Source organism: Blastopirellula marina (genome assembly GCF_002967765.1).
In the GTDB taxonomy this organism is placed as follows: domain Bacteria; phylum Planctomycetota; class Planctomycetia; order Pirellulales; family Pirellulaceae; genus Bremerella; species Bremerella marina_A.
The window spans coordinates 220,919-236,873 of record NZ_PUHY01000014.1 but is presented as its reverse complement, the minus strand read 5'-3'; the positions used below and the strand labels follow the sequence as shown (position 1 = coordinate 236,873).

General features: G+C 55.0%; 11 protein-coding genes. 10 read left to right on the top strand and 1 reads right to left on the bottom strand.

All coding sequences use genetic code 11. The annotated features are described in order from the left end of the window. Positions 1–41 precede the first annotated feature (41 nt). The 10 genes from C5Y83_RS23665 (at position 42) to C5Y83_RS23620 (ending at position 14,219) form a co-directional block, all read left to right on the top strand. Complete coding sequence (locus C5Y83_RS23665) at positions 42–1,766, top strand: GspE/PulE family protein (protein ID WP_105332273.1); 1,725 nt, start codon at positions 42–44, stop codon at positions 1,764–1,766. A gap of 42 nt (positions 1,767–1,808) precedes the next feature. After that, positions 1,809–3,014 carry a type II secretion system F family protein gene (locus C5Y83_RS23660; RefSeq protein ID WP_105332272.1) on the top strand — a complete coding sequence of 402 codons (1,206 nt, stop codon included), beginning with the start codon at positions 1,809–1,811 and terminating at the stop codon, positions 3,012–3,014. Between the two features lie 53 nt (positions 3,015–3,067). Further along, positions 3,068–3,478 carry a type II secretion system major pseudopilin GspG gene (gene gspG / locus C5Y83_RS23655; RefSeq protein WP_105332271.1) on the top strand — a complete coding sequence of 137 codons (411 nt, stop codon included), beginning with the start codon at positions 3,068–3,070 and terminating at the stop codon, positions 3,476–3,478. 124 nt (positions 3,479–3,602) lie between these two features. Next, entirely contained in the window at positions 3,603–4,259 is a 657-nt protein-coding gene (locus tag C5Y83_RS23650) for a prepilin-type N-terminal cleavage/methylation domain-containing protein (protein ID WP_105332270.1), read from the top strand. 2 nt (positions 4,260–4,261) lie between these two features. After that, a complete protein-coding gene (locus C5Y83_RS23645) occupies positions 4,262–4,753 on the top strand; it encodes a prepilin-type N-terminal cleavage/methylation domain-containing protein (RefSeq protein ID WP_105332269.1) in 492 nt (163 codons plus the stop codon). Further along, positions 4,753–5,751 carry a prepilin-type N-terminal cleavage/methylation domain-containing protein gene (locus tag C5Y83_RS23640; RefSeq protein ID WP_105332268.1) on the top strand — a complete coding sequence of 333 codons (999 nt, stop codon included), beginning with the start codon at positions 4,753–4,755 and terminating at the stop codon, positions 5,749–5,751. Before C5Y83_RS23645 ends, C5Y83_RS23640 begins: the two co-directional genes overlap by 1 nt. Then, entirely contained in the window at positions 5,748–7,334 is a 1,587-nt protein-coding gene (locus tag C5Y83_RS23635; RefSeq protein ID WP_105332267.1) for a type II secretion system protein GspK, read from the top strand. The genes C5Y83_RS23640 and C5Y83_RS23635 overlap by 4 nt, the downstream gene beginning before the upstream one ends. 63 nt (positions 7,335–7,397) lie before the next feature. After that, positions 7,398–9,047, top strand: coding sequence for a hypothetical protein (locus C5Y83_RS23630; protein WP_105332266.1), 1,650 nt, complete (start codon positions 7,398–7,400; stop codon positions 9,045–9,047). Beyond that, positions 9,044–10,225 carry a putative Ig domain-containing protein gene (locus C5Y83_RS23625; protein ID WP_105332265.1) on the top strand — a complete coding sequence of 394 codons (1,182 nt, stop codon included), beginning with the start codon at positions 9,044–9,046 and terminating at the stop codon, positions 10,223–10,225. Before C5Y83_RS23630 ends, C5Y83_RS23625 begins: the two co-directional genes overlap by 4 nt. Before the next feature lie 277 nt (positions 10,226–10,502). After that, positions 10,503–14,219 (top strand): secretin N-terminal domain-containing protein, encoded by a 3,717-nt coding sequence (locus tag C5Y83_RS23620; protein WP_158262490.1) that lies wholly within the window; start codon positions 10,503–10,505, stop codon positions 14,217–14,219. A 1,009-nt stretch (positions 14,220–15,228) separates the two neighbouring features. Here the strand turns inward: C5Y83_RS23620 and C5Y83_RS30205 are convergent. After that, complete coding sequence (locus C5Y83_RS30205) at positions 15,229–15,672, bottom strand: BON domain-containing protein (RefSeq protein ID WP_409994600.1); 444 nt, start codon at positions 15,670–15,672, stop codon at positions 15,229–15,231. Positions 15,673–15,955: the final 283 nt, after the last annotated feature.

Here is a 15,955-nt window from a genome sequence, read left to right as displayed (position 1 = left end):
TAGTCCCTCCACACCTCTCCCCCAAGTAGTGACAATTCTTCATGGTCGATGCCGGTGAAATTCTGCTGAGCTGCGGACTCTTAACGCCTGAACAGGCTGACATCGTCCGCAGCGAACAGGAATCGAGTGCGGACTTTATTCCCAAAGCAGTGGAACTCTCCTTCGTGGAAGAAGACGAAGCGCTAAAGGCCCTCGGCCAAGCGGTTGGGCTCGACTTTATCGATCTGACGCATACCGAGATCGACACGGCGCTGATCCGCAGCATTCCGCAGCGTTTGATCTATCGCCAGTCGCTCCTACCTGTTCGACGCGAGAACGGCAGCATCGTTGTCGCTACGAGCGATCCTTTCGACCTTTATCCACTGGACGAAGTTGCGGCAGCCACCGGCTTGAGTGTGCAGCCGGTGCTGGCCGGCCGAACCGAGATCGCCAAGCTGATCAAAGCCAACCTCGGTGTTGGTGGCGAGACGGTTGAAGGGATGTTGGCGCGTAAAGAGGAGGAAGATGCCGGTGTCGAGTTACTGCAAGACCTCGACGACGATGGGGGCGAACTGGCCGAGATCGAACAGGAAGCTTCGGTCATCCGCCTGGTGAACGAAATTCTCCTGGAAGCGATTGAGACGCGAACGAGCGACGTTCACATTGAAACCCAATCGAACAACAGCGTCGTGATTCGTTACCGTATCGACGGTATGCTCCACTCGCAGCCGGTTCCACCGGAAATCAATTATTTCCAAGCGGCAATCATCAGCCGTCTGAAGATCATGTCGCGGCTGAACATCGCCGAAAAGCGATTGCCGCAAGACGGTCGTATGAAGTTGAAAGTTCGCGGTCGCGAGATCGACGTGCGTGTGTCGGTGATCCCGATGATCCACGGCGAGAGTATCGTGATGCGTATTCTCGACAAGGGAAATCTCTCGTTCGACCTGCAAAAGCTGGGGATGGATGCTGACGTTTATTCCCAATTTCAAAAGATCATTCGCCAGCCGCACGGGATCATCCTGGTTACCGGGCCCACCGGTTCTGGTAAGACGACCACCCTGTACAGTTCGCTGCTGGAAATCCGAGACGAAGCTACCAAGATCATCACCACGGAAGACCCAGTCGAATACCAGTTGGATGGGATCAACCAGATCCAAGTCCACTCGAAGATTGGTCTGACGTTCAGTGCTTCACTTCGCAGTATTTTGCGTCATGACCCGGACGTTGTCCTCGTCGGTGAAATTCGTGACTTGGAAACCGCTGAGAATGCAATTCAGGCCTCGCTCACGGGTCACTTGGTGTTCAGCACGCTGCACACCAACGATGCCGCTGGATCGTTTGCTCGTATGACCGACATGGGGGTCGAGCCGTTCCTCATTGCATCGACGGTAGAAGGGGTGATGGCGCAACGTCTCGTGCGACGCCTCTGCCCGGAATGCAAGACACCGCATGAAGTTCATCGTGCCGACCTACCGGACGACTTCCCGTGGGACGAATTGATGAGTCAAGACGAGACCCGAATGTTCCATCCCGTCGGTTGCCGCAAATGCCGTGGCGTTGGTTATACCGGTCGAATGGGTATCTACGAGCTGCTGACCACGACCGAAAACGTCCGTCAGATGATTCACGACAACGTCAGCAGTTGGGAGATCAAACAAGCCGCCATGAAAGAAGGCATGTCGACCCTTCGGCAATATGGCTGGCGCAAGGCGATCACCGGTCATACGTCGGTCGAAGAAATCTTGCGCGTCACCAAGAGCGATGCCTCACGCAGTCTGAAATAATCGAAATAACGTTTTTCATTCACCCCAAGTCATTCCAAACAAATGCCTGACTTCGCTTACGTTGCCCGAAATCTGCAGGGACAAAAGGTCGCCGGCAAACTGACTGCGCAGACCGAGGGGGACGTATTGAATTCGCTCATGGCGAAGTCGTTGTTCCCGATCGAAGTTAAGCAAGAGAAAAAAGGGGGACGCTTTCAGTTTGGTGGCAAGAAAGTCAGCCCCCAACTCGCAGCCAACTTCTATTCCCAACTTGCCTCGCTGGTTCGTAGTGGCGTGCCGTTGATGCGTTCGTTGAACGTGCTTTACGAACAAGCCTCGAACGAAGCCCTTAAGGGTGTGCTCGAAGACATTCGTGCACGCGTGGAAGAAGGGGAAGCGCTCGATGTGGCGATGGCCCGGCACCCTCGCGCGTTCAACGACATGGCCGTCAACATGGTCAAAGCGGGCGCGGAAGGCGGCTTCCTGGAAGACGCCCTGGAGCGTGTGGCCGCGTTTACCGAAGAGCAGGAAGACCTCAAAGGGCGGACCGTCAGTGCGTTGGCCTACCCAATCTTCCTAGCCGTGGTTGGTAGCGGGATCTTGACCTTCCTGCTGGTGTTCTTCGTACCACGCTTCGAGGAAATGTTTGCGCGTCTTCGAGAAAGAGGGCAACTTCCCCCAATTACGGACTGGTTGCTCTGGTTTAGCGGAACCTTGAACAGCTATGGGTTGTTTATAGCTATAGGGGTTGTCGGTCTATTCTTCTATCTGCGAACGCAGTTGAATACCGAAACCGGCAAGCGACGTTTTGATTACTTCAAGATCAAAGTACCGTTATTTGGCGGCATCATGTTGGACTTGGCCGTTGCCAGGTTCTGTCGCGTTCTGGGGACAATGCTTAAAAACGGTGTGCCGATTTTGCGAGCATTGGAAATCAGTCGCGAAGCCGCCGGTAACCGAATTTTAGCGACCGCCATCGAAGACGCCTCCGAGAACATCTCTTCAGGTGAATCGTTGGCCGCACCGCTGAGCAGTTCTGGTTATTTTCCGAAGACGGTGGTCGAAATGATCAGTGTCGCGGAAGAATCAAACTCGCTTGATCGCGTGCTGATCGAAATAGCGGACAGTCTCGAGCGAAGAACTTCTCGCCGACTTGATTTGGCGGTCCGTTTTTTAGAACCGATGATGCTGCTGGCCATGGCTGGCGTTGTGCTGGTGGTCGTGATCGCGCTACTGCTGCCAGTGTTCCGCATGAGCGGGGCGTTGTAAACCAATTACAAAATCGAAACACACCCACAATTGTCTTAAGGAGTATTTATTTCATGTCTCGTAATCGACGACATCGCCGTCCCGCCGCGGGTTTCACGCTGATCGAAGTTCTGTTGGTGCTGGTCATTCTGGTGATCCTCGGTTCTTTGGCTGGCGTTTCCATCTTCAGCGCTCAGAAGCAGGCTTCGGTGAATGCCGCCAAGACCCAGGTCGGTTTGATCGACAACGCATTGAAGATGTACCAGTTGAACATGAACAAGCCCCCTGCTTCGCTGGACAACCTGATCAACCAACCTTCGGACGACAAAAACGGCAAGTGGCAAGGTCCTTACTGGGAAGACCCCACGATGCCAATCGATCCATGGGATAACGAATACCAATACGAAGTTACCGGCGCGACCTACAAAGTCTGGTCGATGGGTCCTGATGGTGCCAGCGGTACCGATGACGACATTTCGGGCTAGTTATTATCAATCGTGAATTCGTGGGTGCCATGCCCACTCCCACGTCAGCCTATTGGATTCAATGCCATAGCTTGCGTCGGAAGTGGGCATGGCACCCCGCTTCGTAATTTGACAGGATCTTCGCTTGATTCTCCTTCCCGTTCAATCCGAATCTAAACGGACGCTTCGACCATCGGTCCAGCGCGAGCGCGAAGGGTTTACCCTGTTGGAAATCCTGTTGGTTCTGGTGATCCTGGCGGCGATGATCAGCTTGGGGTTACCCGCAATCTTTAGTTCGCTGAAAGGACATCGTCTGAAAGTTTCGGCCGAGCAAATCCAAACAGAGTTCATGCGGGCCCGAGTCGACGCTATGGAATCTGGCCGGATTCGCATGTTCCGCTTTCAGCCCGAGACAGGCAACTTCGCCGTCGCTCCCTTCATCCGCAGCAGTGACGAGTTGGAAAACAACCTCGCGGGTACCAGCCAGGGTGTTGGCATCTCCAATCTGGTGCTTGAGTCGGCCGAGCAAGAGAAGGTCAACGACACGCTGGAAGAAGGAATCGTTTTCGTTTCGAACAATGTCGAAATCGATATGCGAAGCTACGAACTTGCCCAAGAGCAAGGTGGCGATCTCGAAATCTCCGGCTGGTCGTCTCCGGTGTTGTTCTATCCTGATGGAACGACGTCGGATGCTGTGATCTACCTGCGGAGCGAGAGCGGCACGATCCTCACGGTTAAGCTGCGTGGCCTGACCGGCATCGCGCGCATCGTCGAACCAGAACTCACCGACGCAGGAGAGTAACGATGAGATCGCGCCTCCAGATAACCAAACGTTCCGCCTTCTCGTTGATTGAAGTCATGTTGGCATTGGCCATCTTGGCGATGTCGTTGGCGATGCTTGGTCAGCTGGTGGGACTTGGATTTCAAAGCGCCAGGCAATCACAAGGGCTCAGCGAAGCTCAGATGCTCGCGGAAACGGTCATGGAAGCGATCTCGCTGGGTCTCATCCAGCCCGATCCCGTCACCGACATGAACATCAGCATGATGACTGACTTGAATACTTTCTCGGTCGAGCAAGATACCGAGTGGGTGTATAGCATCAACTGGGAACCAGCCCCGGTCGATGGACTGATCATGATGATGGTCCAAGTACGTCGCTCGGGAGCACAGACCGCCGCTCAGAGCGATACCTTTGAAATCGTGCGTTGGATGCGAGACCCTGCATTGGCATTGGAAGAAATTCCCGAAACAAGCGATGGTGCTCCTACCGAGTCAACCACGGGGAGCACGTTCTAATGCGAATGCCTACTTCCGACTCACGCTCTGGTTTCACTCTCCTGGAAGTCATGCTGGCTTCGGCACTTTCGATCGTTGTCATGATGGCGGTCGGTGGTGCGATTCGTTTTTTCCTGATTCAGGTCGACACCAGTAAAGACGCGATCGAACAGGCGCAACTCGCTCGCGCGGTCATGCGGACCATCGAGAATGATCTGCGGAGCGCCATCTGGAAACATGAAATCGATTTCTCTTCGGTCGAAGACTTGGCCGCCAGTACGGTAGCAAGTGGCTCGGCCGATCTCGCTTCCGCGGCCTCGGCAGCAGGAATCGATCCGACCATGGCCTCCGACGCGTTGGCTGGTTCGTCTACGGAAGACATCGCGGCATCCACCGTCCTGCCGACCACGATCGGGCTGTACGGCAACGCCATGGAATTGCAATTTGATATCAGTCGCGTGCCACGCATCGACGAGTACGACCCGCAATACAGTAGCATTTTGAGTCGCGAACTGGGAGATATTCCGAGCGATATCAAGACGGTTACCTATTTCTTGCTGCAACCAGGCGTTTCGTCTCTGGGGCATGGTGTGGTTGGTGATGCAGGGATTACCGAAGAACAGTTTGGTTTGGTTCGCCGCGAACTGGATCGCGCTGTGACGCAGTACGCCATGAACAACGGTCAGTCGACCAACTTGGACGCCTCCGCGGAGATTTTGGCACCCGAAGTTTCGATGTTGGCTTTCCGCTATTTCGACGGAATTGGCTGGCTCGAAGAGTGGAACTCGGAAGAAATGGGCGGGCTACCGATGGCGGTCGATGTGATGATTGCAGTTCGCGATCACCAAGCGACGCAGGCCATGTTAGCCGGTGATTACAGCCTCGCCGTCACGGACGAAGATGGCAATCCCACCGGCAAGGTCTTCCGTCGCTTGATTCGCATTCCGATCGCGAAACCGTACGAAGAGGAAGAGGAAACGACCGATACGCTGTCGTCTGACGGAGATTTGCCGTTATGACCCATCGTCATCCTTCCCAGTTAAACCGACACGTACGCCGTAAACGCGGTGCCATCTTGTTTGTGGTGCTGGTCGTCGTCGTCATGATCACGCTGTCGGCGTTCGCGTTCACCGAGCTCATGTTCATCGAGAACAAGGCCGCGCATCTTACGGGTCGCCAGATCCAAGCACGCAATGTCGCGGAGAGCGGCGTGGCGATGTTGTCGGTCTTCCTGGAGCAAGAGCAGGAGTTGATCGAAGAGCAAGGAGGAATCTACGACAACCCGGATCTCATGCGGGGAATATTGGTTCATCCAGACCCCGATGCCGAATCGCGCGGGCGTTTTTCGATCCTTGCTCCTGCGTTGAATGCGGATGGTTCGATCGAAGGAATTCGGTTCGGGCTGGAAGACGAGTCCGCACGCGTTAATCTGAACGCTTTGCTCATGATGGAACAACAGTCGGAAGGCGCCGGCAAGACGCTTCTACTGGCGTTGCCAGGCATGACGGAAGACATCGCCGATTGTATTCTCGACTACCTAGACGAAGACGACGAACCTCGCGACTTCGGAGCGGAATTCGAATACTACAACACGCTTGATACCCCTTACAACCCAAAGAATGGCCCGCTCGAAACGGTCGAAGAATTACTTCTGGTCAAAGGTGTCGTGCCGGAGCTTTTGTTCGGACGCGATACTAATCGCAACGGCCAGGTCGACGAGCACGAGTGGGCAACCAGCCCCAACATGGACCAAGCCGAGACCGAGATGTTGTCTTTGGTACCTGACCTCGGCTGGTCTTCCTATCTGACCCTGGTCAGCATGGAAAAGAACTACGCCACCGACGGTCAGCCGAAGATCTACTTGAACGAGGAAGATCTGCAGACGCTGCACAACAACATCACTGCGATCTTCCCTGCCGAATACGCGGACTTCATCTGTGCGTATCGAATCTACGGAAGCAACTCCAACGGATCGAGTGGCAACAGCGGTGGTGGCGGACAAAATGTAAACTCAGTTCAACTCGACCTGAGCCAGCAAGGTCAAACGCAGATCACCAACATTCTCGATTTGGTCGGTGCGTCGGTGCCTGTGCAAAACGGTACACTGCAGTCGCCGTTCTCGGACGATTTGATCTCGATGAGCACCTACCTGCCCGAACTGCTAGACAACATGACGATCAATCCGTCGCCGGTGATTCCTGGCCGGATCAACATCAACCAGGCCCCCTACGAAATCCTGATGGGTATCCCTGGTATGGATGAAGAAATCGTGAGCCTGATTCTGGAACAACGAATCCCGACGCCAGATCCAGAAAACCCGATTACACGACACGAAACTTGGATCCTGACGCAAGGGCTTGTCACGCTTGATCAAATGAAGACGTTGTCACCATTCATTTGTGGCGGTGGAGATGTTTACCGAGCTCAGGTCGTTGGTTATTTCGAGGACGGCAAGGCTTTCAGCCGTCATGAAGTCGTCTTGGATGCGACGCAACCGCAACCTAAGGTCATGCTTTGGCGTGATTTGACCGAACTTGGCCGGGGACACCCTTTGGAGGTTCTCGGGGTTGAATTAGGAATGGACGACGGACAAATCGACTGATTTCAGCCAGCAAGCGGGCGAATTTTACCCCCGCTATCGGCCTAAGTGAAATACAATAGAGACATGGCTAAAAAACTCGCAATAGAATGGGACTCGCAAGCACTGCGGATGGTGGTCGCCCGCCAACGCGGCTCGAGTATTACCGTCGAACAGGCGATCGTGGTGCCGCTGAGCGCGGCGGGCGAAGGTTCCGAATCTGCTGAAGCACGCGCGGGCCGACTGTTGACAGAACAAGTCGCCAGCTTCGGTTTGAGCAAGGTACCAGCGATTCTGGGTATCAATCGCTCATCGATCGAGTTGCAAATCTTTTCTGTTCCTCCCGTACCCGACGCAGAACTTCCGGAAATCGTCCGCTACCAGGCGATCCGCGAATGTGCCACGGTCGGCGATGACGGCGTGGTCGACTTCGTTCGCCTTCCGATGACGGCCGAAGGACAGACACGTGTCCATGCCGCGGCTATTTCAGCCAAGCAGTTGAAGGCCTGCCACAAGCTGTGCAGTCAGGCCCAGCTTCAACCACAAAGCTTCTACATTCGCCCGTTTGGTGCTGCCCGCCTGGCCGCCAGCCAGTCGAACTTGGCGGGGCAAACGTTTCTGCTGATCGAAACGTTGGCCGATCGAGTCGAGCTTACCGTCGTTCATCAGAACGAAGTGGTGATGACCCGGTCGACGCGACTTCCTGGCGAACCTGGCTCCGAAGAGTTCGTGAAGGCGCTACAAGGAGAAATTCGACGTACGATCTTCGCCGCTCGGACCAAGGATTCTTCCGTCGCGATCTCGCAGATTGTCATCCTCGGCCAACCGACCGCGCAGACTCAGTGGGAGGAATTTGGTCGAGACGTAAAGACGTCAGTCTCGTTCCTTAATCCACTCTCGGCGGAACATGTCACCAGTTCCGTGGAAGTGCCACCCGAAACGGCCGGTCAGCTTGGTGCCCTCATCGGGTTGCTTCTCGCCGACTCAACCGGCAGCCACCCAGCGATCGATTTCCTAAACCCTCGCAAGAAACCTGAGCCCCCCGATCGTCGTCGCACGTACGTCTTGGGGGCACTCGCCGCAGCGTGTGTCGTACTGGTGCTTGGTTATGTCATCTGGGGAGGCATCGGCGCCAAGGACGCTGAGATCGAGCGATTGAAAGCTGAAATCGCGAAGATGAAGAAGTCCAACGAACCACTTCTCAAAATCGAAGAACAGATCGGCGAGATCGACCGCTGGGTTGCCGCCGACGTGCAGTGGCTCGACGAGTTATACCGACTTTCCGACAAGATGCCGCCCGCCGATGAAGCGATCATCAAGCAGATGCATATGGGAACCCGTAATGATGCCGGGGGAACGATCTCGTTCGATGGCTACGTTTCGGATCAATCGGTAATCGCCAAGCTGGAAGGTAGTCTGCGAGATGACTATCACCAAATCCAAGGTCGTGAGAGCAAGTACGAAGAATATGCAGGCGGTGTTTATCGCTGGAGTTTTCTGGAGAGCATCACCGTGATCGATGACGAATCGGATCGGTTTGCTCCGCAAGCGGTCGCTTCGGCAAAAGAAGAAGCCGAAACCGCTGAGTCCGAAGAAGCTTCTCCTGAAGACACAACCGAAGGAGAGACCGAGGCAGTCAGCACCGAAGAAGCAAACCAAATCGCCCCAGAAGAAAATCCTTCGCCGGCTACTGACACGGCCGACACGAACATCAGCAATCAGCAGGACCAGTCATGAGCCAACGCGAACGATTTCTAGCCATCCTGGTTGGCGTCCTGGTGTTGGGCGTTGGTGGCTACTACTTCATGAATCAGTACTTCAGCGCGATCAAGCACCGAGATCGCCAAATCGACGCGCTTGCGAAAGCCCTCAAAGAAGAGGAATTCAGCGAGGCGAAGGCAAATCAAGCGCTACAGCGTTTGGATACCTACCAGAAGCATGCCTTGCCGGAAAGTGTTCGTGCGAGTCAAGCTTTCTACCAAGATCGCTTGCGTGACACGCTTGAGGCGAACGGTTTCAGCAACGTGAGTGTCAAACCGAACAACTTCCGCCGGGCTGGCAATCATGGTCAGCACAGCTTCAACCTCTCAGGCAAAGCAACCTTGGAAGAATTGGTTCAGTTCACTTACGAGTTCTACTCGTTCAACGTGCTGCACAAGTTCACCAAGCTGTCAATTCATCCGTCAAAGACGAGCGACAAGCTCGACATCTCGATGGATGTCGCCGTGCTCAGCGTGGATGGAGCCGCTGAAGTTCCTAACCCGGACGACGTTCGTCTCAATCAGCTGACTCACGGTAACGTGAAGGACTACATCGACAAGATCACCACTCGCAATCTCTTCTCGCCAGCGAACAAGCCGCCGCTATTTACGTCGAAAACTCAGGTCGAAGCCGAGCGAGGCAATTCGTTTAAGTATCGCGTGAGTGCTAGCGATCCGGACAAGGACGACAAAGTCAGTTTCTACCTGGGTAAGGAATTTCCTGAAGGGCTCGAACTTAGTGAAAGTGGTTCGTTGAATTGGACGCCGGCGGAACTGGGTGAATATAAGGTCACCATCGAAGCACGCGATAATCGAACCCCTGCGAAGTCGACAACTCAGGAACTGGTGATCAACGTCAAGGAACCTGCCCCAGTCGAACCGCCCCGGGAGCGTCCACCGTCGTTCGATGAAGCGAAGTACACCTATCTCACTGGTACCGTCACCGTGGGTGGCGAGCCGCGAGCTTGGTTGAACAACCGCCCTAAGAATCGCCAAATGCGACTCGCACCCGGCGAAACGTTCACGATTGGGACACTCAAAGGCAAGGTGATTGACGTTCGCGACCGAGAAGTTGTGATCGAGATCGAAGGAGATCTTCGTTTGCTTTCCATCGGTCAACCCGTGGCCGATGCCCTGCCGATGGGGCCTTCGTAAAACTTCATTCGAAACACGATTCGACATCCAATTTCTGTCGAATAACCAAGAGCCCGCAGCTAGCTGCGGGCTCTTTTTGTTTCTACGGCCCTTCTCCAGGCGTCAAAGTCTAACATGGCGCGAATATTTGTCGGCTGTACCGATTGAAATCGGTGTAGGGGTTAATCCCCACCTTCCGAATATTCCAAGTAGTGCGAGGTGCGCGGTAATCCAGCTAACTTCAGCTGCGCCATGGAAGTGAGGACAACGGATGATCACCCCCAACGATCAAAGTTTTATGGCTCGAACTCTTGCCCACACAATCGTCGTGGTGCTAAGCAGCCTACTGTGCGTTCCCGCCTGGGCCCAAACGCCCATACAGGATGCCCAGATCCAGGCATATCGAATCGCTCCTGAGAAGTTGGACAACTTGTCCAATGTGCTCAAGCAGTTGTTCGACGGCAAGTCGGGCGTCTCGATCAGCATGGACAAATCGAATAGCCAAATGATTGTCTCGGCGCCTGCAGCTACGCAGCAGCAGATCGCTGAATTCGTCAATCGTTCGGGCTATCAAGTCGCTTCGCCAGCAGAAACTCCGCAGCCAACGATGCTGGAGCAAGCCGAAGTTCGAGTTCGCCCGCAACCACAAAAGCCCACCACCAAGGCGACATCGCAGACCGCTAAATACCAACGCACCAAGGACCTGGGGGATGGCATGCTGGAGCTTGAGATCCAGCTGAAGAACCTGCAAGGTGAAGGTCTCGAATCAGGCATCAACAAACTAGTCGGCAAGCGAATTCCCGTCAGCTACTCGGCCGAGGGTGCGTTGGTGATCATGACCCTGCCAACCAATACCGCTAAGAAGGTCAGTCTGCAAGTTTATCGCAATGACAACACCGCGATTCTTCGTGGCGATCAAGATGCCGCTCGTAGCTGGGGCGAAGTGATCCGGGCGATGGACACGCCTTCGCATAGCGATGCGTTTCGAACGTCGCTGGTTGCCTTCCGCAACGCCGATCGCGCAGACGTTGCCAAGGCCCTCGATCCGTTGAAAGACGTAGAAAACAGCCTGGCCAAACGCCAAGTCTTTGAAGCCCTTAAGGGTGTCGCCGATAAAAAGACGCTGCGTTGGAGTGGCGACATGGCAGCAATGATCTTCCAGCCAGAATCGCCAGAAGCGACTGCTGACGATGAAGACAACGCAGCCCAGATCATCGGCCAGCCAAGCGGCCAAGGCCCAATCGATATTCCCGCCGAAGCTGATCCTAACAATCCGCAGTTCACGATCACCCCCGAAGAAGATGGCGGTTTGATCGGTCCTGTTCAAATCGAATTCCTGGAAGGTTTGGATGTCATCGTTGTTCGTGGTCATGCTCGGGATGTCGCCCGCATCACGCGAATCATCAACGATATCGAAAAACTGAGCGTCGAGACGCGTCCGGTCATCGAAGTTCGCGAACTGCTGCACGCCAACAGCGAAGCCGTCGCCACAATGATCAATGAACTGTACGAGAGCATGCTCAACACCCGCTACGGCCAGGTGAGCATCGTTGCGTTGAACAAACCCAACGCAATTCTCTTGATCGGTCGCGAACAAAGCGTTGAGGGTATCATGGAATTGATCGACAAGCTTGATACGCCAGTCGGTCCTTCCAAGTCGATGCGTGTCTTCCTGCTGTCCTACCTATCGGCGGCAGAAGCACAAACCAAGCTGTCGGAGTTTTACGCAGAACCGACTGCCCTGGGTACACGCGTTCGCGTCTCGTCCGATGTCCGCAGCAATGCCTTGATTGTCTCCGCCAGTCCACGTGACATGGTCGAGATCGAAGCATTGATCAAGCAGATCGACGTTCCTAAAAGCGAATCGACTCTCCAATTGGAAATCGTCCAGCTTCGCAACTCCGTCGCGGAAGACCTGGCTCCGATCCTGCAAGAGGCGATCACAGGTGTCTCGACCGGTACCGGTGGTCAGCAGCAGAACCAGACCAGCGCCCAGGTTCGTGCGGCGATGCTGACCTTCATGACCTTGGATGCTAGTGATAAGCAGATTCTGCGATCAGGTATCTTGAACGAAGTTCAGGTCACTGCCGATACCCGCTCGAACAGCCTGATTATTCGGGCTCCGGAAAACAGCATGGCCTTGGTCTTAGCCGTCGTGAAGCATCTCGATTCACAGCCATCGGCCGAATCGCAGATCAAAGTCTTCACGATCGTCAATGGCGACGCCACACAGTTGTCGAACATGTTGAACGAACTGTTCCAGACCGTTCAATCGGCGAACAGCCAGGCTCAGCAAGCCAACCCCTTCTTCGCGGCCGCAGGTGGTGCGGGTGGAGCAGGCGAATCGAGTCTCATCCCGCTTAACTTCACCGTTGATACACGAACGAACAGCATCATTGCTTCCGGTTCGTCGGCTGCCCTAACCGTGGTCGAAGCGATCTTACTTCGCTTGGATCAAGATGAAGCAACGGAACGTAAGAGCACGGTGGTTCGCCTGCTGAACGCTCGAGCCGACATGGTGGCCGAATCGTTAACCGCCCTTTTGGACGAACAACGTCAGCTGCAAACGCTCGATCCTTCTGTGGTCAGCCCGTTCCAGCAATTGGTGCGAGATGTGATCGTGGTGCCGGAACTGTTCAGCAATAGCCTGATCATTAGTGCCACACCGCAATACTTTGACCAAGTGCTCGAGATCATCCGTGAGTTGGATGCACGCCCACCCATGGTGATGCTGCAAGTGCTGATCGCGGACGTTCGCTTAAATGACACCGAAGAGTTCGGCATCGAACTTGGCTTGCAAGACTCGCTACTGTTCGACCGTAGCGTTGTTTCCAGTGGCACCTCAGTCCCTGGTTTCAACTTCAACAATCAGCCACTTGGCAATAGCTCGAGTGCCGCGAGCCTCGCCACGGCAAGTGCCGTTGGATCGCAGGGTCTTACCAACTTCGCCCTGGGCCGCAGCAGCAGCGACCTCGGTTATGGTGGTTTTGTCTTCTCAGCCGCCAGCGAATCGGTGAGCGTGCTAGTCCGAGCATTGGAACAAGAAAGCCGTTTGGAAGTCTTGGCTCGTCCACATATTCAAACGATGGACAATCAGCCTGGCTTCATTCAGGTTGGTCAGCGTGTTCCCTATATCACGTCGACCCAGCAAACCAACAACGGTACGATCAACTCGACCGAGCTGATCAACACCGGTATCATCCTGAGCGTGACACCACGCGTCAGCCCAGATGGGATGGTCGTGATGGCTCTTCAAGCAGAGCGTTCGGCGACCGGCTCCGATGCGGACGGCGTGCCAGTTTCGATCAACCAGAACGGTGACGTAATTCGCTCGCCACGAATCGACACGCAAACGGCAACCGCCGTGGTCAGTGCTCGCTCCGGTCAAACAATTGTCTTCGGTGGTTTGATTAACAACTCGGTCGAAGTCGAAAATCGTCAGGTTCCGCTGATTGGTGACATCCCGCTCTTGGGTCGCCTCTTCCGCTACGATCGCTACAACTCGCAGCGAAGCGAGCTGTTGATCATCATCACTCCGATCGTGGTACGCACGGAAGCCGACGCGAACTACCTGAAGGAGCAAGAGATGTGCCGCATGAGCTGGTGCTTGGCCGACGTCGCCAACTTGTATGGTACGGACGCCTTGTCTGGTATCGACCCGTCGATGCCAATGGATTCTGGAATCATGGCGATCAACCCTGATGAAAACCCAACGGGCTTCCCAGAGATCGTGCCACCGCTGTACCAAATGCCACCGGCCGGTCCACAGAACCCAGTGATTCCATTCCCGGAAACCTTGCCGCAGCCGAACATGCCGCTGCAAGGCACTCCGCAGACGAACTTTCCCAGTATCCAACAACCAAACGGCTCGCCGCTGCGTCCAGTGAACCTGGAAGCAGCTGGGGTCCGGCCTGTTGGCTACCAGCAAGGCTTCTATCCAAATACGCCACCGCAAGCTCAGCCACAACAGGGCTATTACGCCCCACAGGCTCCGCAACAACAGCCGGTTCGCTAGTGCCATTGGGAAGACAAAAGGAGAAACACCATTATGCGACGCTTCACCATCGCGATCAGTTTGTTTTGCCTGACTATCGTCTCGGCCAGCGGATGTGCTTCGGTCGGCAAGATGCCAAAGATGCCGTGGGAATCGGATGAACCAGAATACAAGATGCCCATTAAGATGGTCGTCAACTGGAAGGACACGGTACGGTATAACCCCAACGATCCTCCGATTCGCGGCTTTGGCGGACGGGTCCACTTCTACGACGAATCGAATCGTCCGGTGCGTGTGGAAGGTCAACTAACGGTCTACGGTTACGATGAATCGGGTCCCGAAGGATCGGACCCAGAACGTCCCGATCGCAAGTTCGTCTTCGAGCCAGATAAGCTGCAGAGTCATTACAGCATGTCGAAGCTGGGACACTCGTACAGCTTCTGGGTTCCTTGGGATCGAGTTGGCGGAGAACAGAAAGAAATCATTCTCGCTCCGTTTTTCCGAACCACCGCAGGCCAAGTGCTAATGGGGGAACAAACCCAGCAGCCGCTGCCAGGCATTGTCAAACAACCTACGCAGCAATATCCGCAGCAAACGGCACCGAGCCCCAGCGATTTCCTTCCGCCAGAAGTCGCTCAGGTCAACTATCAGCGCAACTCGTATCCAGTGATGAACACTCACAGCAACATGCAGCCAAGTGGATCGCAGTTACGAACTACGACGATTTCGTTGCCAACATCGGTCGAAGGCCGACTGCGCAATTCGTCATTGCCAGCCCAAGCACCGAGTCAGCCTAATGCAGCAGCCTACCCGACTCAGAATGTGGCCCCGAAGATCGAGCGAACTTCGCGTCCGCTAATGCAGCAGCAACAGGCCATTAATAACGCGGGGCCCTTTCAGAGTCGGGCCCCTCAATCGATGCAGCTGAAGCCGGGAATCAACATGCAGAGTTACCGGCCGGAGTTCACCAACGCGTCGAACTATGCCGACTACTTGTCAAAGGGGAACTCGTTACCAAACCAGCAAAGTGTTACTTATCCTCTAGGTTCGGTTCCAGGACAACAACCTGGTTTTCAACCTCAGACACCCCAGGCTCAAGCGACACAAATCGGTCCACGAGGTCAAAATCATCTTGTGATGCCACAGTCCCCGTCACCGTGGCCACACGGCCTTCCACAGTCACGGTAACGTTTGGAAACTTAGCAACCTTGCTAACCCGCCGGCTCACATCGCTGTTGACCACATTTGCGGGAATCGAAGGATGCTCGAATTTGATCGCTAACTTTGTGGGCAGACGAGGAGTGTCGTTCTGCCCGAAGCCGTTTTGGAATGCTTGGTTACCAAATAGGCTATTGAACGCACCGAATTGACCGAAGCTGCTCGCCCGGGAACTGCTTCGACTTCCCAACGCGCTGGTCGCACCCCCAGTGGTGCCCGTTGCTCCGCCAAACGGATTTAGCGCGTTCTGAGACATCATCGAGGCGCCACCGTTCGTAGCGCCCGATGTTCCGGCAGCTCCCGAAGTCGAAGAAGCACCAAAGTTGCCACTTGCCGAGCTCGAACCGCTGGAGATCGAACCGTTACCGAACGTAGGGGTCGGTAACGGCGATGAAAACATATTGTTGCCTGGGCTAATGGAATTGCCGAGGTTGCTGTTTGAGTTTGAGCCGAAGTTGCTGCTTGGCTGCTGAATGGTTTGAGCCGACGCGTCCCAGGCTCCCCAGCTGAGGGTTCCTAGCAAAGCGACACAGGCACCG

Excerpts from the sequence above, each read along its gene's own strand:
- gspG (WP_105332271.1), top strand. The coding sequence starts at position 3,068 with ATGTCTCGTAATCGACGACATCGCCGTCCCGCCGCGGGTTTCACGCTG.
- C5Y83_RS23635 (WP_105332267.1), top strand. The coding sequence starts at position 5,748 with ATGACCCATCGTCATCCTTCCCAGTTAAACCGACACGTACGCCGTAAA.
- C5Y83_RS23665 (WP_105332273.1), top strand. The coding sequence starts at position 42 with ATGGTCGATGCCGGTGAAATTCTGCTGAGCTGCGGACTCTTAACGCCT.
- C5Y83_RS23640 (WP_105332268.1), top strand. The coding sequence starts at position 4,753 with ATGCGAATGCCTACTTCCGACTCACGCTCTGGTTTCACTCTCCTGGAA.
- C5Y83_RS23630 (WP_105332266.1), top strand. The coding sequence starts at position 7,398 with ATGGCTAAAAAACTCGCAATAGAATGGGACTCGCAAGCACTGCGGATG.
- C5Y83_RS30205 (WP_409994600.1), bottom strand. The coding sequence starts at position 15,672 with ATGTCTCAGAACGCGCTAAATCCGTTTGGCGGAGCAACGGGCACCACT.
- C5Y83_RS23660 (WP_105332272.1), top strand. The coding sequence starts at position 1,809 with ATGCCTGACTTCGCTTACGTTGCCCGAAATCTGCAGGGACAAAAGGTC.
- C5Y83_RS23625 (WP_105332265.1), top strand. The coding sequence starts at position 9,044 with ATGAGCCAACGCGAACGATTTCTAGCCATCCTGGTTGGCGTCCTGGTG.
- C5Y83_RS23620 (WP_158262490.1), top strand. The coding sequence starts at position 10,503 with ATGGCTCGAACTCTTGCCCACACAATCGTCGTGGTGCTAAGCAGCCTA.
- C5Y83_RS23645 (WP_105332269.1), top strand. The coding sequence starts at position 4,262 with ATGAGATCGCGCCTCCAGATAACCAAACGTTCCGCCTTCTCGTTGATT.